The organism is Paenibacillus hemerocallicola (genome assembly GCF_006265175.1).
GTDB classification, from domain to species: Bacteria; Bacillota; Bacilli; order Paenibacillales; family NBRC-103111; genus Paenibacillus_AB; species Paenibacillus_AB hemerocallicola.
Genome location: NZ_VDCQ01000011.1, coordinates 143518 through 167861, shown reverse-complemented (window position 1 = coordinate 167861; position 24344 = coordinate 143518). Strand labels below are relative to the sequence as shown.

15 protein-coding genes are annotated in these 24344 nt (G+C 55.6%); 3 read left to right on the top strand and 12 right to left on the bottom strand.

The annotated features are described in order from the left end of the window. Positions 1–2: 2 nt before the first annotated feature. Genes FE784_RS10685 through FE784_RS10675 form a run of 3 tightly spaced genes read right to left on the bottom strand, consistent with a single transcriptional unit; the run spans position 3 to position 4883 of the window. The gene (locus FE784_RS10685; RefSeq protein ID WP_139602187.1) at positions 3–2936 is read right to left on the bottom strand and encodes an ABC transporter permease; all 2934 of its coding nucleotides are present in this window, start codon (positions 2934–2936) and stop codon (positions 3–5) included. Between the two features lie 5 nt (positions 2937–2941). Next, the gene (locus FE784_RS10680) at positions 2942–4051 is read right to left on the bottom strand and encodes an efflux RND transporter periplasmic adaptor subunit (RefSeq protein ID WP_139602186.1); all 1110 of its coding nucleotides are present in this window, start codon (positions 4049–4051) and stop codon (positions 2942–2944) included. After that, positions 4011–4883 carry an ABC transporter ATP-binding protein gene (locus FE784_RS10675; RefSeq protein WP_246131977.1) on the bottom strand — a complete coding sequence of 291 codons (873 nt, stop codon included), beginning with the start codon at positions 4881–4883 and terminating at the stop codon, positions 4011–4013. Before FE784_RS10675 ends, FE784_RS10680 begins: the two co-directional genes overlap by 41 nt. A gap of 591 nt (positions 4884–5474) precedes the next feature. Here FE784_RS10675 and FE784_RS40775 point away from each other — a divergent pair. After that, positions 5475–5651 (top strand): hypothetical protein, encoded by a 177-nt coding sequence (locus tag FE784_RS40775; RefSeq protein WP_176706110.1) that lies wholly within the window; start codon positions 5475–5477, stop codon positions 5649–5651. A gap of 243 nt (positions 5652–5894) precedes the next feature. Here the strand turns inward: FE784_RS40775 and FE784_RS10670 are convergent, their stop codons facing one another. Together FE784_RS10670 and FE784_RS10665 are read right to left on the bottom strand one after the other, a co-directional pair. Further along, entirely contained in the window at positions 5895–6734 is an 840-nt protein-coding gene (locus tag FE784_RS10670; RefSeq protein ID WP_139602185.1) for an amidohydrolase family protein, read from the bottom strand. Then, a complete protein-coding gene (locus FE784_RS10665; RefSeq protein WP_139602184.1) occupies positions 6731–8599 on the bottom strand; it encodes an ADP-ribosylglycohydrolase family protein in 1869 nt (622 codons plus the stop codon). Before FE784_RS10665 ends, FE784_RS10670 begins: the two co-directional genes overlap by 4 nt. A 135-nt stretch (positions 8600–8734) precedes the next feature. Between FE784_RS10665 and FE784_RS10660 the strand changes: the two genes are divergently transcribed. Further along, positions 8735–9646: an AraC family transcriptional regulator gene (locus FE784_RS10660; protein WP_176706109.1), complete on the top strand. Its 912-nt coding sequence runs from the start codon at positions 8735–8737 to the stop codon at positions 9644–9646. Positions 9647–9666: 20 nt separating this feature from the next. On the opposite strand, the gene FE784_RS10655 is transcribed toward FE784_RS10660, so the two are convergent. Together FE784_RS10655 and FE784_RS10650 are read right to left on the bottom strand one after the other, a co-directional pair. After that, entirely contained in the window at positions 9667–11292 is a 1626-nt protein-coding gene (locus tag FE784_RS10655) for a helix-turn-helix domain-containing protein (protein ID WP_139602182.1), read from the bottom strand. Positions 11293–11481: 189 nt separating this feature from the next. Further along, the gene (locus tag FE784_RS10650; RefSeq protein ID WP_139602181.1) at positions 11482–13977 is read right to left on the bottom strand and encodes a hypothetical protein; all 2496 of its coding nucleotides are present in this window, start codon (positions 13975–13977) and stop codon (positions 11482–11484) included. A gap of 224 nt (positions 13978–14201) precedes the next feature. Between FE784_RS10650 and FE784_RS10645 the strand changes: the two genes are divergently transcribed. After that, on the top strand, positions 14202–16406 hold the full coding sequence (locus FE784_RS10645) for a family 78 glycoside hydrolase catalytic domain (protein WP_139602180.1): 2205 nt from the start codon (positions 14202–14204) through the stop codon (positions 16404–16406). A gap of 121 nt (positions 16407–16527) precedes the next feature. On the opposite strand, the gene FE784_RS10640 is transcribed toward FE784_RS10645, so the two are convergent. The 5 genes from FE784_RS10640 to FE784_RS10620 form a co-directional block, all read right to left on the bottom strand. Further along, on the bottom strand, positions 16528–17964 hold the full coding sequence (locus FE784_RS10640) for an MDR family MFS transporter (protein ID WP_246131976.1): 1437 nt from the start codon (positions 17962–17964) through the stop codon (positions 16528–16530). 38 nt (positions 17965–18002) lie between these two features. Beyond that, on the bottom strand, positions 18003–18458 hold the full coding sequence (locus FE784_RS10635; protein ID WP_139602179.1) for a CBS domain-containing protein: 456 nt from the start codon (positions 18456–18458) through the stop codon (positions 18003–18005). Between the two features lie 115 nt (positions 18459–18573). Beyond that, positions 18574–19530 (bottom strand): NAD-dependent epimerase/dehydratase family protein, encoded by a 957-nt coding sequence (locus FE784_RS10630; RefSeq protein ID WP_139602200.1) that lies wholly within the window; start codon positions 19528–19530, stop codon positions 18574–18576. A 154-nt stretch (positions 19531–19684) separates the two neighbouring features. Beyond that, positions 19685–20206, bottom strand: a complete 522-nt coding sequence (locus FE784_RS10625; protein WP_139602178.1) for a TetR/AcrR family transcriptional regulator — start codon at positions 20204–20206, stop codon at positions 19685–19687. 365 nt (positions 20207–20571) lie between these two features. Continuing rightward, positions 20572–24273 (bottom strand): chitinase N-terminal domain-containing protein, encoded by a 3702-nt coding sequence (locus tag FE784_RS10620; RefSeq protein WP_139602177.1) that lies wholly within the window; start codon positions 24271–24273, stop codon positions 20572–20574. Positions 24274–24344: the final 71 nt, after the last annotated feature.

Below are 24344 nucleotides of genomic sequence, written 5' to 3'. Positions count from 1 at the left end.
GGTTACCGCTCCTCCCCCAGCTTGACCGCTTGATGAACTCTCAACCGGCGAATGTGCAGCAGGAGCAGCGTCGCTCCCGTTACCATCATGAAGGCAACGACACCATACAGCTGATACATGTCCTTCGCTTCGAACACGACTCGGAAAGGCGGTACTTGCAACTTCGCGTTTTCCGCGGTTTGCAGAAACGGCAGGAACAGAACGCTCGTCAGCTTGCCTATGCCGAAGCCGAGCGCGATCGACAGCCCGGCAGTGAACGCCTGCTCGAGCAGAAGCATGCCGGTAAGCTGCTTGCGCGATAGCCCCATCGCCCGAAGCACGCCGAATTGAACGACCCGGCTCGACAAGTTGAAGAACCAGTACAGCACGTAACCGATCAGAGATACCAGCACCGACACGAGGAAGCCCAGGCTCAATATGCCGAATACGCCGCCGCGCGACGGATGCTTGCTCTGCGTGATCAGTTCGTTGCGCACGTCCTTGTAGCTTACGAGCTGGATGCCTTTCGCCTGCATCGACTCGATGATCGGAGCCAGCTTGGCGCCCGGTTCCATCTTGAGCCAGACGTCGTACGGCGTGATCGGAGCCTGATCGAATATGTAATCGAGATTGGCGATGAAAAACGGCGATTGGTCCGGATATTGCGACGGCCAGTACGGCACGATGCCGACCACGACGAATTCGACCATCTGCTGCTGGATGGCGATCGAGATCAAATCGCCGGCTTTGAGCTGATGCTTCTGCGCGAACGATTCCGGGATAATGACCGACTGCTCGTATGCTCCCAGCAGATTCAAATATTGACGCGGATTCGCCGGGAACAAATCGTTGCGGAACCAAGCCACCTCGGCGAAATCGATATTGTCGATGCCCATGACCGTACCTTGGCCCAGCGATTTGCCGGATACGACGATATTTCCTTTCGTTTGCAGAACCCGTGCGGCATGCTCTACGCCTTCCATAGTCCGGTACATCTCGAACGGAGGCTCGATAAACAATACCTTCGAGTTTTGCTCGCCTCCGCCGGAGCCTCCGCCCTGGCCTCCTTGACCGCCTTGGCCTCCTTGACCGCCTTGGCCTCCTTGGCCTCCCTGACCTCCCTGTCCCCCTTGACCTCCGCTTCCCTGGCCTTGACCCTGGCCTTGACCGCCTCCTTGCGAAGGTGCCGGAGCCTCCGAATAACCTTCCCATACGGTTTGCAGGATGACATCGGTGCCGTACTGGTACAGCGTCCGCTCCGTCGAGTTCAAATCGATCGTTCGGGCGGCGGAAGAGTTGTATACGCCGAGTCCCAAAGTCAAAATGAGCAGCAGCATAAGCGGATAATACGCCTTGGACGACCGCGACAGCTGCGTGAGCGTTAAATAGATCGGCACGGGCAGAAACGTTTTGCCTAGCCAGTTCGCAAGCTTCAGCAGCCAAGGAAACAGCCTAAGGAAAAACAGGCCGAGCGCGAAAATGGATAGCGCCGGAACGAAGAACAGCAAAGGATGCACTTGCAGCTGATCGTTCGTCAGCCCGGTTCTCGCCGCCAAAATCTGAACGTTTTGAAACGTATAATAGCCATACCCGGCCAAGGCGATGAGCAAAATATCGAGAAACCATCTTTGCCACACCGGCTTGCGGTCCGAACGGGCCAATTGCTGCTTGTAGCTGACGATGGACGATCTGGCGAACGAGACCGCTGGCACGACGCTGGCCACGATAGCGAGAGCTACCGCGGCGGCGCCGTACAGCAGAGCCTCCTTCGTTACCCCGACCGGTACCGCTTTTCGGTCCACGAAGGCGAGGAAGCCGTTGGAGGAGCCGATCCCCTTGGCCATCATCCAGCCCAGCATCGGTCCGATGACGAGCGCGATACCCCCGAGCAGCAAACCTTCCAGCAAATACACCCAGATGATTTGCCTCGTGCTTCCTCCCCGGCTCCGCAGCACCGCGATATCGCTCCGCTGACGATCGAGCGATTGGCGGGCGTTCATGACGATATAGTAAAAGACCATGGCAATCATCGGAGCCGCCAGCGTGAACAGCATCATCTGCATTTGCAAGCTTTGCTTCTTGAACTCGGAAAGCATATCTTTAAACGAAAAATCGATCTTCGTTTCCTTCAGCTTCTGATACAGCGTAATGTCGAGCCGGTCGAGCTTGCGCGACAGGTCGGACAATTGGCTTGTCTTGATCTCTCTCAAGTCGAAGGCGTAATACCAGTTCGCCAAGTTGAGCGGAATTTTTTTCTGCTGCAGCAAATCGTTCTGAAAAACTTCTTCGCTTATGATCAAGCTGTTCAACAAACCTTCGAAGCCTTGATACCAATACGGATCGTCCTCCTGCTTCGGCTTGAACGTCCCGACGACCTTCACCTTCAGAGGCGCGATCCCGAGTCCTCCCGTTAACGGGTAGTTGAATTCATCCCCGACACGGAAGTCGTTGCGGTACATCGCCTCCTCGAATACGATCGCTTCGATGACCCCGTTTTTCACTTGATCGGAGAACGGATTGCCGTTCGACATCTCGACATGGTCGGCCAAGCCGCTCCACGAGGAAATCGTCATTTGACGCCTTTTGCTCGGGTCCGTTTTCGTCGGGTCGACCGGGGTTACTTGAGAGCCTCTTATCGAGTACGTCTTGACGTACGTATTGACCGGAAACCCGATCTGGCTCGGAATATCTTCCTTGATATACGTATCGACATCTTTCAGCGATTCGAGGTCCGCCTTGTCGGAGCCGACCGCCTGATACCGGATAAGCGTCGAGCCGGGCGGCAAGCCGTCCGTATTTTCAAGCAGCGTATTGGCGACGACCCTCTTGAGCGAGCCGTCGGAGTACATCGGAATGCTGGTCGTGAACGAAACCGCGACAATGAGTCCGAGCAGCGTGCTCAGCGTCATCCAGCGGTTGTTCCACATCTTGCGGTACAAAAATCGGAGCATTGGCATTGGCGTTATCTCCCCACCACTTTTTGCCCCGGCTGCAGGCCTTTGACGATTTCCACTTCGGTGGACGTTTGTTGGCCGATCTCGACGTCGACCTCCCGTTTGTTCCCTTTCTCGTCTACGACCTGGACGTAATTTCGTCCGGAATAAGTGCGTAGTGCCGCGGCTGGAATGACGATGGCATTCTCTTTGCGCTGCGTAATGACCGAGATGCTGAGCGGCGTACCGCGGTTCAGTCCTTGCGGAAACGAATCAAGCTCCACGAGCAAATAATTGTCGATCGAATCGATGACCTTCTGCTGGCCTTGGCCTCCCGTGCCTTGGCCCTGACCCGTCTCTTTCTTCGGAAGCGGCAGCTGCTTCACCTTGCCCTTGTGCTGACCGGCCGAATTGATGTCGACGACGACCTCCATGCCGACGGCCGCTTTCTTCAGATCGTCGGCCGTCAATTCGGCGGCGACGGTAAGCACATTCAGGTCGGCAATGATGGCGATATCGTCGTAAGCCTGGATATTGTCGCCCTTCTTGACCGAGACGGAGACGATCGTTCCGTCAAACGGGGCAGTCAGCTTCGCCTTGAAAATCGATTGGTCGAGCTTGGCGAGCTCTTCCTTTTTCAGCTCGAATTGGATCTTGGCCTGCTCGAGCTCTTCGGCCGATTTGGAGCCGTCATTTTTGCGCAAAATTTCGATCATTTTCAGCTCTTCGCTGCGCTGCTGCAGTTTTTTCTGCCGCAAATCGCTTTCCAGCGTCGTCACATCCAGCTCCGCGATCAGTTGGCCGGCCTTCACGGCGTCGCCGGTCTTCACATAAATGTCCTTCAGCCTGCGGCTCTCTTCTTGCGTAAAATACAGCGTTTCTTCCTTCGTCGACATCAGCCTGCCGACGCCCCGCAGCTTCGTCTCCAGCGTCGTCGTCTTGACGGCGTATTCCGGCTTCGCGGAGAGCTTCGGCGGCGTGATCGCGGGGAGCGTCTCTTCCTCGGCTTCCTTCGGAAGCAGCGAACAGCCCGACACGGTCAACAGGGACGCGGCGAGTACGATGGATACAACCGTCTTGGACCGGATTCCGGACCGTTTATGTATGAATGAATTTTCCGTCAACCATTTGATAGACATGGTCGGCTACCTCCAAAATCGTAGGGTCGTGGGTCGTCATGCAAATGGTTACCTGCTCGGTCCGGATAATGTCCCGGAACACGGCCATAACCTGCGCCCCCATTTGCGAATCAAGCTCCGCGGTCGGTTCGTCCGCCAGCAGCAGCGTAGGCCGATGCGCGATCGCCTTGGCTATGGCGACACGCTGCTGCTCGCCGCCCGACAGCTCGAACGGGCGGTGGTGCATCCGTTTGCCGAGTCCGACGAGCTCCAAACAATGCTGCACTCTAGGCTTCCACTGGGAACGCGGCACTCCGGCCATGCGGAGCGACAGCTCGACGTTTTCCCAAGCGGACAATAGCGGCATGAGCGCAAACGATTGAAAAATAAATCCGATTCTTTTCCTTCTTACTTCCGTCCGCTTATCATCGTTCCATTCGTGGAACGGGTTGCCCATAAAATAAATTTCGCCTTTGTTCGGCTGGTCCAGCCCGCCGATCATATTGAGCAGCGTCGTTTTGCCCGAGCCCGAGCGTCCCCGAAGCATAACCAACCGGTTCGGCAATAGCTCCATGTCGATTCCTTTCAACACGTGGAGCTGCTGTCCGCCTACCTGAAACGATCTTTCAACCCGGCTTACGGTCAATATCGGCTCGCTCGCGACCGGCTCTCCCACGCCCGTCGGTACGTAATACGGTTGCGAATCGTCGCGGGCATGCGCCTCGGCAGCGGCCGCACTCTCCCGCAGCGCTTCCGGCCCATCTGCCGTCATGTCCCCGGCGTTTTCAGGCAGCGGATCGGTAGGCGTCGTTTCCCTTTTTGTATTTGCGGTGACACGCTTTAGCCAGCCCATCCCCTGACTCTCCCTCCTATCTGTCGTTCATATAGAGTTCATACAAAGGAATAGACGTCGCTCGGGCGAAAAAAGTTACATCGATTTCAATAATTTTGCAAAATCTACCTACACAAATTTTCAGCCCGGTTCGAAATGCCGCTCTGCAAGACGTGTTAGGTTTTTGCAAGCTCGTTATGTGCAATGGATTAAGCAACTTTCATTACGGGAATAGGAAGGAAAAACGTCATTGAGGAATAGAATCCGTCTCGTTAGCGAACAGTTGGGGGCCGTCGCGAAAGGACACAATGCCGCGCATGAGCTAGGGATTACCATATGGCACGGGGACAACAATCATCGGGGATACTGCGGCGATCGTTGGCGGCAAAAGAGCAACATCCTTGAACCGTTTGAACAGACCTCGAGATGGCGCCTTCTCTTTTGTCCCTCCGAGCATCCATGCATAACCTGTTTTGTCGCGCGGCATACTTTGGAGACACTTAGAAATAAATGAAGCGAAAATACCGCCCGAAAAAATCCCTAGTATTTCTGTAAGAAATACAGTACAATACCCGTATATAGGTTCATGCAGCGGAAGGGAGTCTGGCGCATATGATGAAGAAAAAATGGATAACGATTCCCGCTATCGCCATTGTAGCGGTTATTATAGCGGTATACGGGCAAAAGGATCGGGCAAACGTAGCCGAAGCCAAACCGTACGTGCCTCAGCCTCTTATCGTTCTGAGCGGCGATACCATTACGTATAATGCCGCGCCGGATTGCCACTGAATCAATACGCAGCGACAGGCGTCCTTCGGGGCGCCTTTTCATGTTGCCGGAAGGCCGGTAGCGCAAATACGACATATACGTCACATCGACCGCGAGCCGCTATTCAGCGACAACCTACTCGATGTAGTTCAAATAAACGGTACCATATATACGGAAAAGAGCCCCTTGTGCATATTCCGCACAAGAAACTCTTCCCGCCTTTCGCGATAATGACGCTTTCCACGCCATGCCGGCTCTCTCGTCTTACTCCGCCGCTATCCTCAAGCGGTAAAACCGCGCCGCATTCCCGCCCCACACGCCCGCTCTCTCCGCTTCATTCCAGCTTTCGGGCAACAATGCAGCTAGCGATTCATACACTTGCCCATAATTCGCTGACAACAGGCATACCGGCCAATCGCTTCCGTACATGACCCGTTCCGGCCCGAAGGCGTCCAGAACGGTCTCGACATACGGCTTCCATGCCTCGACGGTCCACGGAACCGCTTCGGCCTCCGGTACCATGCCGGACAGCTTGCACATCATATTCGGGTAGTCGGCCAGGCGCATAACGCCGTCTTTCCATGCTTGGAACGAGACGCCGTACACCGGCTTGGCGATATGATCGATGACCGCATGAAGCCCGGGGACCTGTTCCAGCAGCTTGACCGCACTTTCCAACAGATGGGGCCGAAGCTGCAAATCGATCGGGAACCGTTCCTTCTCCAGCAGGCGCATATGCCCGACTACTTGCTCCCGGAGCAGCCAATCGGCGGGCAAATCCTGAATCATCGGCCGGACGCCGATAAACCGCGGATGACGGCGCAGTTCGGTCAACTGCTCCCCGAACGACGGGGATTCGAAATCGAGCCATCCGACGACGCCGGCTATAGTCGGGTACATATCGCTCAGGGCCAGAAGGTATCGCGTCTCCTCGACCGTTGGCGCGGCCTGAACCGCTATCGAATATTCCATCCTATATTGACGGAGCAGCGGTTCCAACCTGGCCGGCAAATAGTTCTCGTACAAAATCCCTTTATCCGGCCGCAGCCAGCCATAGTCCCCGCGTACGGGTTCCCAGTAGTGCTGATGGGAATCGACTCTCATCGGGCTCCCCACAAGACGTCGGTGTAGAAATAGTGCGGTCCGGGAGAGGACGTATTGCGAACGGATATCGGCAGCACGTAAACCTCCAGCGGTTTGCCGGCTCTAACGGCTTCGATCTCCACTTCATGAATTCCGGCAGTCAACACGAGCTCGACCAGCTGCTTGCGCGGCGCGCGATGGTACGCCGGCATGAACTCCAAGGTGTCTCCGCACTCGATCACGGCTTGACCGTCCAATTTCATCGTCACCGGACCGTTTGCCGCGGCGATCAGCCGGATCTCTCTTTCGACCGGATTGTACAAGGTCGACTTCGCGCGGTATACCCCGTCCACTTCTTCTCCGACGGCGCTTTTCCAATCGAGACGGTTGCCCGCTATATAGGCATCGGTCCCTTCCCCGCCATCGGGGCCGGCCAAAGTCCAACGCGAAGCCCTGACAAGCGTAAAAGCGACCCGCTGTTCGGCCCATGGAGAGTTATCGTGGCTTCGCTTCCATACAAACTCGAGTCGGTTGACCGCTTCCACCGCGTCCGATGCGAGAATTTCCGCCTCCCAGCGGAAAGCTTCGCCGGGCTGAAGCGTAACCGAGCGTTCGCCTGGACCCGACCAGCCCTCAGGCAGCTCCAGCGCGACGCTGCCTTCCAGAGCGACTCCCGAACGGTTCGTGAACTCGAACCGAAGCACGGCGGATTCGCCCGTCCCGATCGCCGGTCCATTTTGCCCATAATCGATCACAAGCTCGGCATCGGGACTTTGAATCGACCCTTCCGGCAGCAAGTAACGGTTGGATGTCGCTTTGCTCTCCCATAGATCGCGCAGCGCGTAACCGTCCGTAATGCCCCGATTCCATGAGGTCGGCAGTTCCGAATGAACCACGATGTCCGTATCCCAAGCGGCCAAAATTTGCTTGCCCACGCGGATCGTACGGCGCGTAAGCTCGTCGAGATTTTTCGGCGCCGGAAATCCTTTGATCGGCGGACTGACGACTACACGGTCGCCGACCGGAGCGACCCATTTCTCGGGAAGTCCTTCAGGCCCGAGCAGCATGCCGAGTATCGCGCCGAGCGTAGCGGCCGTACAGTCCGTATCGTAACCGCAATTGACCGATTTCAATATCGCGTCCTCGAAATTATCGCCATACAGCCAGCCGAGCATCGTGAAGGCGATGTTTTGCGGAGCGTCGGTAAAATTGGGGTTGCCGTGGTGCTTCAGCACGAGCTCGCGCGCCTCGGTCCAGCCGTAGCCTTCCTTATGCCAAGCAATCAAATCTTTCAAGGCAAGCGCCGTCCGGCAATCGGCGGGTATATATTTCAAGCCGATCTCGATCAGCCGGTCCCGGTCCTTTTCCATGAAGATAGCGCTTTCCAACGCCGCAAAAAACATTTCCCCATAGACACCCTCGCCTCCGGCATGATCGACGATCGCATCCTCGTATGCATAGCGGGCGGCAACCTCGGGCGCGCCCGGCGCCGCCATCGCCCATATCTCGGAGCGGATCGGGGAACCCATGCAGTTCGTGAACGGGTTGTTGAACCAGCCGGCCACCGGCGGCAGCAGTCCCCTGCGCAAATTGGAAAGCGCATAACCGTATTCGTCGTAAGGGAAAAACACGTGCTCCACCCACTCTTGTCCCAGCTCGCGCGCGGTCAAGGCAGGCCCGTACTGCTCCAAAGCGTGAAGCCACACCAGCTGCAGATCCAGATCGTCGTTCTCGAGCGGCCCGTCCGGCAGCTTCGGATAGAAGGTCAGCTGCAGCAGCTCCTTCTTGCCTTCCACGGGCGCACCCAGCGTCCCCCCGATATTTTTGCCCAGCCAACCGCCGTATACGATCCGGTAATACTCTTGCTCGTTCAATACGCTCGTCATGTGCGTAAACCTCCTGCAACCGATTTGGAGATGTTATAATGATTCCATCACGACTTCATTATAGAAACGTTTGTCATGGCGATCCATGAACGAGATTGCGTTTTTTATACAAAAAACATCGGAGGAAGTCATTCCATGTACTATTCCATGTCCCGCTTGTCGATTCTGGACGTCAGATGGGCGGACCTGCTCGACACGCAAAAGAACGCCTCCTTTTACCGCGAGCATTACAACCCGTATTACGAGCTGATCGTAGTCGCGGAAGGCACTGTAAATTTGCGGGCCGGTGACGACCGGATGACGCTCTGCATGGGTGAATCTTATTTGTTGAAGCCTTGGGAGCCGCACGGAGGTTGGGAAAGCGACGGGGCGAACGGCAAATTTTATTGGGTGCAATTTTCGTGCACGCCGGGCATGAACGAATTCGTGTTGAATCGCGCATCCGATCTTAATATTGTCCATGCCGAACGTACGGAGCTGAGAACGGTTGAAGTCCGACACGAGGATCAACTGATTATCCCCCGACTCTATCGGAGCCGGCACCGCTACAAGCTGCTCGATCTGTTCGATCAGCTGCGCGAGACGATGGAGCGGCCGGAAGGCTACTTCCGGTTTCAGGCGACACTGCTGCTTGCCGAAATGCTTCGCGGGATCGCTACCGACTTTTTGGAGCATAGCCACCTGGATACCGCGTTCCCGATTTCCTATATTACGTTCCGCAAGCTGGTCAATCTGTTGAATAACTCGTACGAGCGAGAGATGACGAAGCAGGCGCTGGAGCGGCTGATGGACCGCAAATACGAGTATTTGTGCCAAGTGTTCAAGAAGTACGCGGGCACGACGATCAACCATTATATTCAGCAGTTGCGCGTTCAGCGTGCCAAACATTTGCTGAGGCATACGGACAAAAACGTCAAGACGATCGCCAAGGAAGTCGGGTACGAGGAGCCTTTTTACTTCAGCCGCATGTTCAAAAAGATCGAAGGCGTCTCGCCCCAGCATTACCGGGAGCAAGACGCGGCACCGGACAAACATACGGCCAAGTAGGCTCCGGGAATCGCGAGGAGTTAAGAGGGTTGATTCCTGTATTCCGGGGGCGTAAGCCCGGTCGCCTTCATGAAGCTCGAGCAAAAGTGGAAAAGGCTTGCATAACCGGCCTGCTGGGCGACCGCAGCCAGCTCGCTCCCTCCGTCCCTCAGGAGCGACTTCGCTTTCTCCATCCGGTAATCGGTCAAATAATCGAATAGCTTGCGGCCGGTTTTGTACTTGAAAATATAATTGGCATGGGCGAAGCTCAGGTGAACCCCGTCCGTAATATCGCGAATCGTGATCGGTTCGGTATACCGCTTCATGATTGTTCGCTTCATATCTTTCACGACCTGATCATAGAACGCTCTCTGCTCCTCGAGCAGCTGATTCCGGGCCAGAACGATCAACGAATCGATCGGCCCCACGATATCCTCGCGGCCGGTATCCGATTGCAGCTTGTTCCACAAGCTCAGGAAGAAGAGAAGCAGGCCGTTCACCGATATACCCGCTTCCACATAGAGCCGCTGGAGCGTAGCGGATAACAGGACCATAAATTCGCGGACTTCGCGGTCGGTCCACGGCGATGCCCGGCCGCTTAAATACCGCTCGATCAGAAGCAGGGCATCCGGGTTTTTCCCGGAATATATCATATCCCGGATGTCAAACAGCATTTTGTCCGAAGCCGTCAGCATCCCTTCCCTCCAATGCCGCTCCTCGCCGATCTCCTCATGCAACACGATCCGGGGCATTCTGTCGCTATATGGATTCTCCTCCAACAGCCGTTTCGTCTGCCCGTACAGCTCGGGCAATTCGGCAAACGTCCCTTCGCTGCTCACTCCGACCGACAACAGCCGAGACAAAGACAATTCCGTATCGTACACGGCCTGAAGCACCCGATCGATAGCCGGCATATCGAGATTCAGCGCCCCCCTCTCCGCACCGACGATAAGGGCAAGACATTGATCCGATAAGGAAACGATGCCGATGTAAAGCTCATGCCGATCCGGTCGCGGAGTCAACGAACGCTCCAATCGGTCCATGAACAGAAAGGAATCGGGAACGTCCGCATCCTTCGCTTGTCCGGCTGCCGAATGCACCAGAATAACGCGGAATTCGCCGTACTCGGGCGGACTTATTTCCAGCAGCTCCATCCGTTTATCGAGCGTCTCCTTGCCGCAATCGCGATAATCGCCTTGCAGCAGCCCGCGCAAAAACCGTTCCCGTTGAAGCGGAAGCGAATCCTTGATCGTTTGCAGATGCATCTCCCTCTCCTTCAGGACGGCACTTTCCCTGGCTACGTTTCCGAACGCGTTCATGATCGCCGCCGGCAGCTCCGGAATACGGATCGGTGCCCAACTCTCATCGCGTTCGTCCGGCCTCATGGCCGATTTTGCGGAATCGAAGTCGGCGCTGCGGCAGACAAAAATAAGCTGCACGCCAGGGATTCGCTCCCTCATTCTGCGTCCGAGCACATGGGCGTCCATCCCCGGCAAATGCACGTCGATCAGTACGATGTCGGGGCCGGTCCGCTCCGCTTCTTGAAGCGCTTCCAAACCGTTGGAGAACGTGCCCGCCAATTGTAGCCCGAGCGAGCTCCAGTCCGGCAAGCCGGCCGCTTCTTCGCGGTCGCGGGGGTTGTCGACGACGATAAATACTTTGTACATGCCGCACCTCTTCCCAAGGTAGATTTACAGAGTCCCCTGCAAGCGTGTGAAAGCTCCCATGTAACGATTCGACGCCGGCCGGCCGGTTTCCTTTTGATTTGGCGGAATAGCGCTGCGACAGATTAATCAAAAAAAAAGACGATTGAAAAATTCCAATCGTCATCAAGCGGTCGTTTCGGTATCGCCCACTCACCAAGTAACCTCGATCGTGCCCGTAATATGACTCAACCGTACGAAACCTTCTGCCGGATCGTAATCTAGCTCCAAATAGCGCCGTTCGCGGTGGGTATGGTTCACTTCCACTCTTTTGGACCGGAGTGCGTCAAGCGGAGGGAGCAAAGTTACTTCCGCATCCATCAAGCCGGTAATCACGATACTTCGCGCTGTATCCTTCTTGCGAGTGCGAATGGGGTGCCCTTCCTTACAGGCAACGATGCCGGAGCCGGATTGCTTGACGAATACGCGACATTCCCTGTGATAAGAAGTGTCCATTGCATAGAGGGAGCATCCGTCCTCGATTACGGCCGACAGACCCGTCACAATTGGCGCCCCTTGCGGGAACCTCAATCGGATCGTCGCAGTGGAATCCGGCTTGTACCCGCTGAACAAGTAGGCGTTATCCCTTCGCGAAACGTAGCAGTACATCGTCTTGGTCTGCTCGGCGTACATCGTACCGGCATATTGCGCGCTGTTGTCATCGAACCTGGTCTGCAGCAGCGCATATCCAAGTTCGGCGAGCATATACCGGGTCAATATGGACGCGTCCCTGTATTCCGGCCCTTGTCGGACCGGCAGATGGGAATTCGTTCCTTTTGCGAACGCCACTGTCCCCCGTACCCAAGCGATCGCCCCGCCTAGCCACTCCGGCAAGCTTCTGGATAACGCATACGCTCTCGTCTGCGTCTCCCGCTGTACGAACGCACCCGCCCTCGTATGGGGATCATCCGTCAATGCGACCGTCTCTCTGACCGACCCGCCGGACAGAAGCGGATCGTGCAGCAGCAACAAGCTCCCGGGATTATCCAGACGATCTTCCGATATGGCCGCCATATGGAGCCGCAGTTCGCCGTGTATGCCGTCATCGAGCTTGAGGTTGAGCATATCCAACAGCTCCGGGTCGGTGACGGGACCGTAGAGCAGCACTTTTCCGCCCGTTTTGACATGCCGAACGATTTCCTTTGCCCGTTCTTCCGCCATAAGCGAAGCGGCCGCGAATAGAACCGTGTCCCCTAATGTCGCCTCGCCCCGTTCTATCATCCGAGCGAAATCGGTGGTGCTGATTACCGTATTGAGCGGCAATCCCTGATTCATCGCATTCCGTACGAACCATTCGTCGAAAAAGACGAGACTCGCCTTATCCTGCCGTTCGGCGACAAGCCGGGCATTTTCTTCGAACGGATACAGCCAGGTCATGATGCCGGGTCGATCCGGAAAATCTTGAACCGCCCTGGCCAGATGCGGAATGATTTCCATCGGGCACGCTTCGTTCAATTCGCCCTTTTCCGTATCGATCGAAAGAATTTCGATTATGCCCGGGTTTTGGATCGTACCGTCCGCCCGGACCCGCCCTACCGCCATGGGACAATAAATGTCGTATGGCTCCCGGCCATAGGCGTCCCACCACGGATTTTGCCAAAACCAAGGATCGTTGGCATAGAAGCGGAACGGGAACGTCTCGCCGGGGAGCACCGCGATGCGCGACATGTACCCGGCCAGCTCCAGCCCGAAATCCCGGTTCAAGGCGCCCCATGGCGAATTTGGCGGAGGGAGCTCCACATATTTTTTGGCGTACAGCTCTCTTAACGGGACGAAGTCTTTGGCAAGCTCGATTCCCGTGCTGAAATTCGTGCCCCTTACCTCGGTCCGATAGTCCGGGCACTCTCTCTTGAAGTCGTCCCAAAACGACATCACGTTCGCCGTCATTTCCCGGTAATCCGTCCGGTCGAAGCCGTTGCCGTCGAAGTTGGCTCCGAGATACGTCCACGGGAAAAACGAAAAACCGAACCCGTTGGAAAACCAAATGTAGTCGAACTCCAGATCGGCCAAAAAATATTGGCATTGGCGTCCCAGAAACCGTCCGAATGACGTTCCCTCCGGAATGCCGTCCGGAAAACCGGCATAGTTGATTGCATCCCCCCGCAGCTTGGACCAGCAGCAGACGACCTTGTAATCGGGCCGCAACGAAACGAAATCTCCCCCGATGGGGGCCTCGTTGATTTCGCCATGCAGCTTGTATTTAAAGTCGGAATAGACGAATTCGGGCCCCGGATCGAAGGTAGCCCCCACTTGCATCGAGAACCCCTGCTCGCGTGCCAGCCGTTTAAAGGTGCGTACAACCATTTGCAAATCCCGGTATGTAACGCGCGCCGGCTGTTCCGTGTACAATCGCGCTTTTTTCGGATCGTCCGGATCCGAAATGCCGAAGCGCTCCTCGTTGGCCAACCCGATATAACGGGCCCATTCGATTTCCGAATCGTATCGGCCGTTCCAAGTCAATATTTCCGTTCCGTCGGCTACCCATAGCAGCATCGAGCCATGCTCCGCCATATGGAGAAGCGGCCGCCATTGACGGATCATTTCCGCGCATACTTGCTCCACATGCGCCGGCTCCATGCTCGCAAAAGGCTTTAACGTCGTTTCCAGCGTCACCCGGCGAAGCGAGGCCGGTTTGGTCGCTGCTCTCATGGCATGCATCTCCCCTCTGCTTATAGATTAGGATGAACGCTGCCGATTCACAAGGAGCGGTACAACGGTTTTTGGAGTAATTTTACGATTCCCGCGAAACGTGTCAATTCCCCCGGTTTTTTTGGCATATCGTCCAAGATTCCCCCCCGTGAAGCATTGTACAATGGTTGGCGATACAAACTGCCGTCGCGTCCGCCCGACGCGCGAAAGGGGATAAGACATACGTGGATAAACAATGGTCCGCTCGGTGGATTATGGACGAAGCGTTCTTCGGACTGAAGCCGATCGATTTATACCGCAAGGAGCTGGAGGCATACAGCGGTCCGAAGCATAGGGAAGATCTGAAAAACCGCCACATGCTGGCGCGCAAAACGTTCGTGCTGAAGGAACCTTTCGATAAAGCGATTCTGGACATAACGGCGGACGATACGTACAAGCTGTATATAAACGGTCAATTCGCAGGTCAGGGACCCGCTCAAGGAAATCATTATCACTATTATTACAACCGGCATGACGTTTCCCCGCTGCTGCGTCAAGGAGATAATGTCATTGCGGTTCATGTGTATTATCAAGGGCTCGTATGCCGGGCTTATAACAGCGGGGATTATCGGCAAGGACTGATCGCGGAATTGTCCGTTGACGGATCGATCGCCGTCCAAACCGACTCGAGCTGGAAGATCGAGCGTGCCCGCGAATACGAGAATGGCGGCATTATCGGCTATGACACGCAATATTTGGAACATATAGACAACCGACTCAAGCTGACGGGCTGGCGAAAAGCCGAATTCGACGATGATGCCTGGCAGCAGCCGTTCGTACATGAAGCGGACGATCACCGCTTGTTCGAACAGCCCACTCCGCCTTTGTCGGTGTACACGGTCAAGCCTGTGCGGATCGCGCCGATTGCGGGAGAAGCCGGTTACTCGATCGACTTCGGGGAAGAACGGACCGGGCAATTCACGATGAAAGCCCAAGGCAGTCCCGGGCAAACCGTTGAAATCCGCTGCGGCGAGGAGCTGCGGGACGACGGAAGCGTCCGGTACGATATGCGCTGCAATTGCACGTACAAGGAAACGTGGACGTTGTCCGGATCGGCGGATGACGAGCTGGAATTTTTCGATTACAAAGCGTTCCGTTACGTGGAGGTGCTGCCTGCCCCCGGCGTTCGTCTCGATCCCGCAAGCTTTGCCGCGATCGTGCGTCATTATCCGCTCGACGATGGGGCTTGCCGGTTCGATTCGTCCGACCCGATGCTGAATGCGATATGGTCCATTTGCAAAAACGGGGTCAAATACGGATCGCAGGAAAACTATGTCGACTGTCCGTCCAGGGAGAAAGGACAATATTTGGGAGACAACACGATCATCACCCACGCCCACGCGTATGTATCGGGAGATTTGCGCTTGTTCCGCAAATCGCTGCTCGATTTCGTGCTGCTGTCGTCGCGCGTCTGTCCCGGCTTCATGGCGGTCGCCCCCGGACACTATATGCAGGAGTTCGTCGACTACTCGCTGCAATGGCCGATCCAGCTGCTGGAATATTACCGGCAGAGCGGAGATGAACCGTTTCTGCGGGATATGCTGCCATATGCCGAGCGAATGCTCGCCTACTTTGCCCGATTCCGTAGGGATGACGGGATCCTCGTCGATGTGAAAGACAAGCCGAACCTCGTCGATTGGCCAGTCAATATGCGGGACGACTACGACTTCCGGCTCTCGAAGCCGATCGGGGACGGCTGCCACAACGTGGTCAACGCCTTCTATTACGGCGCCATGCGGGCGATACGCGATATTCGCCACATTTTGCGGCTGCCCGATACGCATACGTCCGGCATGGATAGCTTTAAGACCGCTTTCCGTCAGGCATTTCTCGATCCCGAAACGAAGTTGTTTTCGGATTCCGAGGTATCGAAGCATACGTCGCTGCATGCGAACGCCCTCCCCCTTCTGTTCGGATTGACAAATGAGGACGACCAGACGACCGTTATCGAGCTGATTCGGGAAAAACGATTAAGCTGCGGCGTCTACATGGCATACTTCGTATTGAAAGCTCTCGCCGCGGCGGGCGAGCATGGGCTCGTCTACGAGCTGATCCGCTCGGACGATCTTCATTCGTGGAGCACGATGGTAAAGGAAGGGGCCACCACTTGCTTCGAGGTGTGGGCGAAAGACTTGAAGTGGAATACGAGCCTGTGCCATCCTTGGGCCAGCGCCCCGATTCCGCTGTTCATCGAAGAAATCGCCGGCATCAAGCCAACTTCCCCCGGATGGACGGCCGTTTCATTCTCTCCCCGTATTCCGGAGGCACTCGATCGGGTGGAGCTGGAATTCCGGGTGCCTACGGGTAAGATCCGGTTCGCCTGTCATAACGGAATCTCGGAGTTAGTCGTACCCGAGGGTGTCACCGTTATTCGCAGTAGTATAACTTGAACTAAAGGTTAAACGTTCATTCCATTTTTCCCTTGCATTGGGGCTCTGAGTCGATTCTTTAGTTCATCGTAAATGGAAGAAAAAGCAGGTCGGAAGATCGGGCTCCGGCCTGCTCTGCATCTTATGATTTCACTGCGGGCTGTGCGAGCCGTTCTTCCTTTCCGCTCTTTTTTTGACGAAGCAGAAAAGTAAGCGGGATCGCAATGACGACCAACACGGTTCCGAGCATAAAAACATCCTGGATGCTTGAAGAAAGCGCCCGTACGGCGGTCTCGCCATCATTCCCGTAAGACAGTGTCCGGGATGACAAAATCGCGCTGAAAATGCTGACCGATAAAGCGGATGTCCCTTGACGGATCCAGTTCGTCACCGCGGATGCCTGGCCGGTAAGCTCGCTCGGGACGGAGGACATGCCCGCGTTCGTCACCGGCATGTGACTCATCGCGATTCCCACGTATCGGATAGCGATCCACGTCGTAATGAACAGCGTACCGGAGGTCAACGTCAGCCGGCTAAGCGCCCATGTAGAAACGCCCATCAGCACTACGCCGCTCAAGATGAGCCGGAAAGGTCCGACCTTGTTATACGCTTTGCCGACAAGCGAGGAAACGAGCGCCATCGCAAGCGTCCCCGGCAGCATGACCAGTCCGGTATGCAACGTGTTGGCGCCTTGAATTTTCTGCATATAAATGGGTACGAGGAACGTACCCGCATATAGGGAAATCGTGATCGCACAGTTCAGGATGAGGCTGTAAGTAAACCTGCGGATGTTGAACAGCCTCAAATTCAACAGCGGGGCGTTCACCTTCAGCGTGCGAACGACGAAATAAAAAATGACGCCAACTCCGATCGCGAGAAGAGATATCGTCTTCCACGAGGTCCATCCCCAGCTATGGCTTTGGCTGAAAGCCCCGAGCAGCGAGCTGGTGCCGATGATTACCGCGACGAAGCCGATACTATCCAGCGATACTCCTTTTCCGAGCCGGTATGATGGAATAAACCGCTGCGCCGCGAAAATAGCCATCAATCCGATCGGCACATTCATCAGGAAGAGCGCCTTCCAACCGAAATATTCCGCCAGCCATCCCCCGATCGTCGGGCCGAATGCCGGGGCCAGCATCGCCGATACGCTCCAAAAACCGATCCCGAGAGCCTGCTTTTCCTTGGGAATCACTTGATAGATGATGGTCATCGTAGTCGGCATAATCATGCCGCTGAACAGTCCCTGGACGATTCTGAATATAATGAGAGATTCCATGTTCCATGCCAATATACACAGCACGGAAGCCAGCGTAAAGCCGGCTAATGCAAGTACATACAGACGCTTGTAGCTCAGTCTGTCTCCCAAGAAGCCGATAATCGGCGCGATTACGCCGGTAGCCAGCATAAATCCCGACATCATCCACTGGACCCTATTCAAGGAGGCATCGAAATCGTCCATGAACACGGGCAGAGCCACGTTAATGGTCGTCGTGCTCAAGGTCGCCATGAAATTCCCGAAAAAGACGGCGAAAACAATGCTCCAAAACGGCGCCGCCCGCCGATCGCTGCTGCTCAATTGGTTACCTCCATCTTCGCTCTTCCTCCGTCCGCGCCTTACAAAAATCGTTTGAACGTGTGCCGTACGACATCGCCGCGGCTTATGATGCCGACCAGCACCCCGTTGCGTTCGACCGGCAGCTTCTTGATATGCTTTTTACCCAAAATGGCCGCGATTTGCTCGATCTCTTCATCCCACGAGACGGTGAGCACTTTCCTATGGGCGATTCTCATAACATTTAATTGAAGCAGACTGCGGGCCCGCTCTTCAAACTCCTCGGCATCCCCCTTTAGAACAGTCGAAAAGTATAAAACGTCAATTACAACATCCTCATGCTTGCCGATATATCGCATGATGTCCCCGTCACTCACATAGGCAACGATTTCATTCCTGTCGTTGACCACGGGAAGACCGCTTATCCTATGGTCTATAAATTTTTCGATCACGGCCCTTACGGTGTCGCTTTCCTTTACTTTGTACACGCGGCTGGTCATGATGTCATGAGCCTGCATGATAGCCCCCCGTTCATGAAACTGCTGCCGGAACCAACACGTTGTTGTATGATGAAAGTATATAATTGCATTATACAACCATGTGAAGGGATGTCAATAACAGATTCGCCCCCGTTCATTTTCCGCGGTCCATCAGGCTGCGTATCGTTTGCGCGATGGCTTGCTCGTGAGACGTCCATGAGATCGGCCCGATTTCACGTTCATATTTCTCGCCGCTCAGGACAAACGGCTCCTCCGTAAGGTACAGCATCTCCACAACCTCCTTCATCACCGGATTGAACAGCCCGATGAGCGAAAGTCCCAGACGTCCGAGCGGGAATACGGACTTGCGCTTTCCGCTGGCCTGCTGAGCGATACGCACCAAGTCGTGTCCGGAGATGACGCCCGGACCGGGAATATGCCAGTTTTGCCCATACGATTCGTCTCGCATCGCGATTTCCACAATCATATGTGCCGCGTCCGGCAAGTAGACGTACTCGCGCGGGATCGTCATGTTGCCGATAAAAGCCGTCGGCTTGCCCGATGCGATCGCCTCCATCGTTACGGATAGGTAGGACGCTTGTGCGGAAGGCCCGTAGTAGTCCGGGAGCCTCGCAATGAGCGGTTTCGCCTTGCGCCAGCGCGGGCTGAGCAGCAGCTCCTCGTAGGCCAACCGCGTCTTCCCTTTGCGGGTGTGGGGACGTTTCGGATGGTCCTCCGTCGCCTTGTCGACGGTCTTTCTGCCATAAGGATAAATGCCGTCGACGACAACGACCTTCGCTCCCATCCGCTCGGCGGCTTCCATCACGGCTTGCCCGAGCGGCAATAGCCGGGACTCCATTTCGTTATAAGGAATATTGGCGCTGTGAAAAATGACGTCAGCCCCTTCGGCCGCTCTGACGATATGGTCCGGGTTGAAGGCGTCCCCTGTCTCCAGATGCAAGCCGGACGGATTTCCGAGCTGCCGCGCCAAGCTTTCCAGCTTGCCCGTTGACCGGCCGAACGCTACGGTTTCGATGCCCCTTTTCACCAATTCCTCCGTGAGCGGATATCCTACGCCGCCAGTTGCTCCCAATACGATCGCTTTTCTCATGTTCATGTTTTTCCATCTCCTCATTTTTGTTATTGATTGATCAATTACAAATACTCAAAAAAATTTGTGTGCAATCGAGTCATAACCGGCGGCGAAATCGGGCAAAATAACATGCCGACCGCCGTCGTGGGAGCCGCTATTCCCGGCTATGAACTTATCTCTTTAGGAGCAAATCCGGCATATCCATCGCCATCGCCACGTTGCACAGCATCCCTCTTGCCAGAAAGTCGGATGTTCTCGCGTCCGCGTCGGCGATCCCGGCCCGTTCAAAAGCTTGTTGAACGAATTGCTTGATTTGGCTCATTCCCTGCTGCATCGCATTCCGGATCGAAGCATCTTGAATCGTCTGGGCCTGCATTTGAAGTAAAATCTCGTTGCGATGCGAGCCCATAATCTCCTCATAAGCCCGAATAAAGCCGGTCTCCAGCTGCTCCGGCGCCGCCGACTCGACCACTCGTTGAAAAGCTTCCAATATACGCTGATGCGATACGTCCAATGCCGCCACCAATAGCGACTCCTTGGTGAAGAAACGGTAAACGTAAGGCTGGGAAATGGAAGCGCGCTCCGCAACCTGCGCGGTGGTGGCCCGGAAATAGCCGATCTCCGCGAACACTTCGATTGCGGCCGAGACGATATCGGCACGACGACTGGCGGATGATGAAATTCCTTTGGCCATCTCGTGTACTCCTCTACTATATCTTATTATTGATTGACCAATCACAATCTTGGAGTCATTGTATTACATTCATTTGAAATTTGCAACATCCAATTTTCGAGTGTGTCCAATTTTCGAGTGGAAACCGAATTTCATCATTCGATTAAACGGACCATCCGTCCGTCTCTCTATACCTAATCAGCAACATTTTGGTCCACTATTATCGTCAACTCGTTCGTTATTGCCGCTCTCCTTCTCCCGATGCTTCCGGCAAGCATGGAGTAAAAGCATAGCAGGGGCAACGAAACGGAAAAAGGCCGCATCGGATGCGACCTTTACTATAACTGCCATTTGAAGTGCGAAGATGCAACGCTCACGCTCGGAAATTACTTCGCAACTTGAATCCGGACGGTCTCGCTCGACGTGACGCCTGCGGCGTTCGCCAGCTCGGCTCGGTACTCGTACCCGCCTGACGCCTTGCCCGCGATCGTCGTCGTCGCGGCTTGCGCATTAGGCGATGCCGCCGTCAGGCTCCGCTTGTCGATCAACTTCCCGTTCTCGTACAAGCGGTATTCGGTCGCGTTCGTCCCCCACCACATGTTCATGGACACTTTGTAGCTGCCGTCGCCGTCCCAGTTATCATGAGACAATACCGGCTTGCCGGGAGAGGCGTTCGTCACGTTTACGACCAACGGTCCGCACTTCGTCGTGCCGAAAGCGTTGATCAGCTCGCAAGTATAGGTGTAGGTTCCGTTCGGTTTCCCTTCGATCGCCGACTTTGCCAGCTGGGCGCCGGGCGATGCGTCGTTCAGCATTTGCGTGTCGATCAAGGCGCCGTTTTCATACAATTTATACACCGTACCGTTATTTCCCCACCACAAATTCATCGTCACGTTGATATTCCCGTCCTGCAGTCCGTTCGCGTGTCCGTTGTCAGCCGACAGCACCGGCTGGCCTGGAGCCCCGTTCGCGAGCGTCTGCTTCACAGTGACGGGTACGGGATTGGATTGTACCGATTTGCCGTCCATCGTCACGTTCGCGGTCAGGAGAGAGGTGCCCGCCCCCACCGCGGTAATGCCGCCTTGCTGGTTCACGGCAACCGCCGACGAATTGCTCGAGCCGAAAGTCACGACTGCTTCCGACATATCGACCGGCGAACCGTCGCTCGCATACACGCTCAAATTGACCGTGGAGGATTGGCCTGCATATAGTGTCGGTCGGTATACGGATAATGTAACTTGACTTATGCTCGGCGTAACGGTGACCGTAACATGATTCGTCTCTACCGCAGTCCCGTCCATCTCGATTTGTGCCCACACATCGGCGGTGCCGGCGTTTTTGGCCACGACTTTGCCATATACCACGTCGACTACCGAGGAATTGCTCACGAACCATTGCGGATCTCTTCTCTCCAGCTTTTGAATCGAGCGTCCTTTATCGAGCAGCCCGGTGATCGAGACGTCGGCCGTCTCGTTCTCGGCCAAAGTTGTCGACGAGACGTCAAGGCTCGCTCCCAACGGTTGGGCGATCAAGCCCGGAATTTCGATCTTCAGCAGATCCGCTTCCTCGGTCAAATAAAAGTAGCCGAAGTCGTCCTGCGCCAGCCGATTGTTTTTGCCCGCATTGCGGATGATTTGCTTTTCCTTGGTGACGGCGTCGATCCGGAAAAACTGGTTCGCCTGTGTCCCGTACACTTTGCCGTCCGTGCCGATCTCGAACTGGGTATCGCGCCATACCGCGCTGCTGTACGAACGCGAGACGAGATTTTTCCTTAAGACGACTTCACGCGTAACCGGATCGAAGATGAACAGATCGCCTTCCGCCGAGCCCCAAATGTTGCCGTCCGGTCCTACCATCAGCTCGGTAATGCCTTTCTTGCCCGGTACGGGAACCGTCTCGAATACTTTCTCCTTGTTGGCCACGTCCCAGATGAACAGCTTCGCCTCCGTCTCCGTCGGATTGATGCCGAGGCCGCCCCAAATATTGGAGCCTCCATAGACGAGTCCGTCCTTGTATGTGACCGCCGTCACGCTCTGCTGATCGACTACGTTCCAGTACACCTCGCGTTCGCTCGTCTCCAGATCGTAGATGACGAGCGCGCCGCCGAGGAAGCCGTACTTCGGCACCGTACCGATGACGAGCTTGCCTTCCTCCGGCATGACCGTCCCGGCCAAACCGCGATCCTGATGGCCGATATCCGACGCGGTAAACAAAAATTTCGGGTTTGGCTGAGTCGCCGATTGCCTGTCCCATGGCAGTGACTGGTCATATTCGTATACCCTCATCCCGGTATAGGTCACGTAATAAATTTTGTCCTTGTAGCTGTAGATACGGTCAGTCTGATTGCCCGGCACCGTCTGCTCGATGCCCACGGATTGCTTGGAATATTCCCGACGATCTCCGGTTACGGGATCGTACATCGCATTGCCGCCGACCACGAATGCGCTAGCATGGATAAGTCCGTCGTTCCCTTTGGCTACCGAATGCAAGCCGCTCGGCTCGCCATCGATCGGGATCAGCACCGACCGCGTCGCGCCCGTCGCCGGATTGTACTTGAATATTTTCCCTTCCGTAATCGCGACCAGCGAATTGCCCGGGAAGCCCGGCGTCGTAAGCTGCGCGAATGCGAATCCGTTTGCATCGACTCCCGTATCGATACCGAGGCCGGTATATTGCTTCGTGCTGAAATCGTAATGGCCGAGCTCGGAATAAGAGGTATAGTACACTTTGTCGTCATCCGGAGAAAGAGGCGAGATCAGTCTGGAAGTAACCGGCGTGCTCGTGGTGTCGAACGTGCCAGTAGCCAGATCCATCGCCAGCGTCGCTCCCGGAGAAAGGCGCATGAACAGCTTGTCTTCGACGACGCTCATGTCCCACACGAACTGGGCCGAGCCGTACTGGGACGGCAGCGCGATCTCCGTCTTCGTGCCCGTATCCCGATCGTAGCGGATCAGATGGGCATGGGAGCCTATTCCGAAATAATAGTCGTTTCTCAGCGCGTCGTAAGCGACCGAGTACAGGTAGAACTCGTCGGCCGTCGCTTTGCCCAGACTGACATAGTCGCCGGTAGCCGTATTGTATTCGAACCCTTCGTTCTTGTTGTATGTACCGCCAAAAATAATTCCGGCCGGTCCGTTTTTCAAGTCGTATACGGCGGCGCCGGGCAATTTCCTCACATAATGCACCTGATCCTCGCCGGGAACGTATTTGAACAAATTCGTCGGCGTTCCGGCCATGTAAACGGTACCATCCGGTTGTACGACAAGTCCTCTCAGATGCTCGCCCTTATAGTACGTTCCGTTCACCGTGTCTTCGACGGTTATTTGCTTGAGCACCGTTTCCGCATCCACGTCGATCACGAGCAGCTTGGACGGAATGCCCGACAACGTGGCGTAAGCGAGCGTTCTGCCTGTCGGCTCCTTGTAAAATACGGCCCGGGAAATGTCGATGTTGTGGATAAACGGTCCGAGGTTGGTCAACTCATGAGGTATCGTGCTAAGGTCGGCAATGCTCAAATGGAAATCGTCCACGAAAGTCGATCCCTTTCCTGTGTTTTGGGAGTACACCAATACACGCGCATAAGCCGCGGTGGACGGAACCGTGGATTCCACCGTAAATTCGGTCCATGCCGTCGAAGCCGACAGCGTCACGAATTTGTTGTTCAGAGCATTGTTGACCACGTCGTCTCCGGCCTGTTTGTACGTCCGGATTCCCACGTACACCGTTCCGGTCGTGTTCGTAGCCTTGAACCTGAGCTTCAGCGTGTCCCCGGCGGATACTTCGACCGGATCGCTGTAAGCGACGACGGCGGTAGCCGTGGAATTGTCCACGACCCTCATGCTGTTGCTTCCTTCATAGCTCACGCTGTCCGTAACCTCCATGACGATCCCGGACGCGCTAGATCGCAAATTCCACCCCGGTATAGCCTGCGTCTCCTCCGGCGGCAATTCGAAGCCCGGATTGGCCAGCAAATTCGGCCCTTCCGTCTGAGCGCCGGCAGTTAGCGGGCCCGCCAAGGCGGCTGCGGTCAACAGGCTCAACACCAGCATCAATCGAACCGAATAGCTCCATAGCTTGAACCTCATCATTCATCCCTCCCATTCATCTATGGACACGGGGGGGACGGTGCGTCCGCGAAGACCTGACCGTCCTCCTCCAT

Excerpts from the sequence above, each read along its gene's own strand:
- FE784_RS10685 (WP_139602187.1), bottom strand. The coding sequence starts at position 2,936 with ATGCCAATGCTCCGATTTTTGTACCGCAAGATGTGGAACAACCGCTGG.
- FE784_RS10680 (WP_139602186.1), bottom strand. The coding sequence starts at position 4,051 with ATGTCTATCAAATGGTTGACGGAAAATTCATTCATACATAAACGGTCC.
- FE784_RS10675 (WP_246131977.1), bottom strand. The coding sequence starts at position 4,883 with ATGGGCTGGCTAAAGCGTGTCACCGCAAATACAAAAAGGGAAACGACG.
- FE784_RS40775 (WP_176706110.1), top strand. The coding sequence starts at position 5,475 with ATGATGAAGAAAAAATGGATAACGATTCCCGCTATCGCCATTGTAGCG.
- FE784_RS10670 (WP_139602185.1), bottom strand. The coding sequence starts at position 6,734 with ATGAGAGTCGATTCCCATCAGCACTACTGGGAACCCGTACGCGGGGAC.
- FE784_RS10665 (WP_139602184.1), bottom strand. The coding sequence starts at position 8,599 with ATGACGAGCGTATTGAACGAGCAAGAGTATTACCGGATCGTATACGGC.
- FE784_RS10660 (WP_176706109.1), top strand. The coding sequence starts at position 8,735 with ATGTACTATTCCATGTCCCGCTTGTCGATTCTGGACGTCAGATGGGCG.
- FE784_RS10655 (WP_139602182.1), bottom strand. The coding sequence starts at position 11,292 with ATGTACAAAGTATTTATCGTCGTCGACAACCCCCGCGACCGCGAAGAA.
- FE784_RS10650 (WP_139602181.1), bottom strand. The coding sequence starts at position 13,977 with ATGAGAGCAGCGACCAAACCGGCCTCGCTTCGCCGGGTGACGCTGGAA.
- FE784_RS10635 (WP_139602179.1), bottom strand. The coding sequence starts at position 18,458 with ATGCAGGCTCATGACATCATGACCAGCCGCGTGTACAAAGTAAAGGAA.
- FE784_RS10630 (WP_139602200.1), bottom strand. The coding sequence starts at position 19,530 with ATGAGAAAAGCGATCGTATTGGGAGCAACTGGCGGCGTAGGATATCCG.
- FE784_RS10625 (WP_139602178.1), bottom strand. The coding sequence starts at position 20,206 with ATGGCCAAAGGAATTTCATCATCCGCCAGTCGTCGTGCCGATATCGTC.
- FE784_RS10620 (WP_139602177.1), bottom strand. The coding sequence starts at position 24,273 with ATGATGAGGTTCAAGCTATGGAGCTATTCGGTTCGATTGATGCTGGTG.